The organism is Caulobacter sp. P1_B12_2, from assembly GCF_056406675.1.
On the sequence record NZ_JBFTZS010000774.1, the window covers coordinates 1 to 1,096 of the forward strand.

Annotated in this window: 2 protein-coding genes; both read right to left on the minus strand. The window is 71.7% G+C overall.

Annotated features, from left to right (window positions below; translation table 11 throughout):
* Positions 1-142 precede the first annotated feature (142 nt).
* The gene (locus AC1DZ6_RS25670; protein ID WP_477099907.1) at positions 143-433 is read right to left on the minus strand and encodes an ankyrin repeat domain-containing protein; all 291 of its coding nucleotides are present in this window, start codon (positions 431-433) and stop codon (positions 143-145) included.
* 5 nt (positions 434-438) lie between these two features.
* A partial coding sequence (locus AC1DZ6_RS25675; protein ID WP_477099908.1) for an alpha/beta fold hydrolase occupies positions 439-1,096 on the minus strand: 658 nt, incomplete at its 5' end.

Below are 1,096 nucleotides of genomic sequence, written 5' to 3' on the forward strand. Positions count from 1 at the left end.
TGCCCTCGCGGCCTGTCCCCATGTTCAGGCTCGGCGCTCAACGAAGGGGACACGCCGCAAGGGCATGTCCCCGCTCTACAGCCGCTCCATCAGCGCGCCATGCCCCGCCAGCATCGCCACCTCCAGCGCCGTCTGCTCCCACTCATTCTTTGACGTCGAGATTGGCGCCCAACTCCAGCAGGACGTCGGCGACCCCGGCGTGTCCCGCCGCCGCCGCATAGTGCAGCGCCGTGAAGCCCCGGTCTCCGGGCAGGTCGATGGTCGCGCCCAGACGCACGAGGTCGCGAACATCGGCCTCCTGGCCCATCCGCGCCGCCAAATGCAACAGGCCGTCGCGACCCGTGCCGATAACGTCGGGGCCGTCGATCGTCACCCCGGCCATCTCCGGATGCGTCGCGTAGCGCGCAGCGACCTGTTCGAACGTCCGCGTCATGCCGTCTAGGCCGTCGCCATCTCGAAGATCGCCTCGCGCGTCAGGTCCGGCCGCTCCATCGGCAGGAAGTGGCTGGCCCCGGTCACGGTTTCCACCCGGATCGACGGGTGGCGGCGCATCAGGCCCGCGCCGTCGCCGACATGGGCGGTCGAGCCCGTCTCGGCCTTGAGGATGCGCGCCGGGCAGCGGATGCGGCCCATGGCCCGCCAGGGGTCGTGGGCCTGGGCGCTGTAGTTGGAGGCCTCCCAGGCCGGGGCGCAAGCCAGCTCGACCTTGCCGTCGTTGCGGTCGCGAAAGCCGCCGCCGACATAGTCGGCCAGCATCGACTCGGGCCAGGTCTTGAACGCCCCGCGCCCGCGATAGGCGGTGAAGGCGGCCTCGCGGTTGTCGAACACGGCGCGGCGGCGCAGCGCGCCCTGGACCAGCGGCAGATGCTTCCACAGCGCGCCGGAGGTCCAGGGCATGTGGGCGTAGAAGGCCATGATCCGAGGCATGATCACCGGGTCCAGCAGCACGAGGCCGCGCACGGCGTCGGGCGCGGCGGCCGCGGCCAGCAGGCTGACCGTGCCGCCCATCGAGTGGCCGGCCAGGACTACCGGCTGCGCCTGGTCCAGGGCGGCCAGCAGGGCCAGCAGGTCGTCCCGCAGGTCCAACCAGTTACGG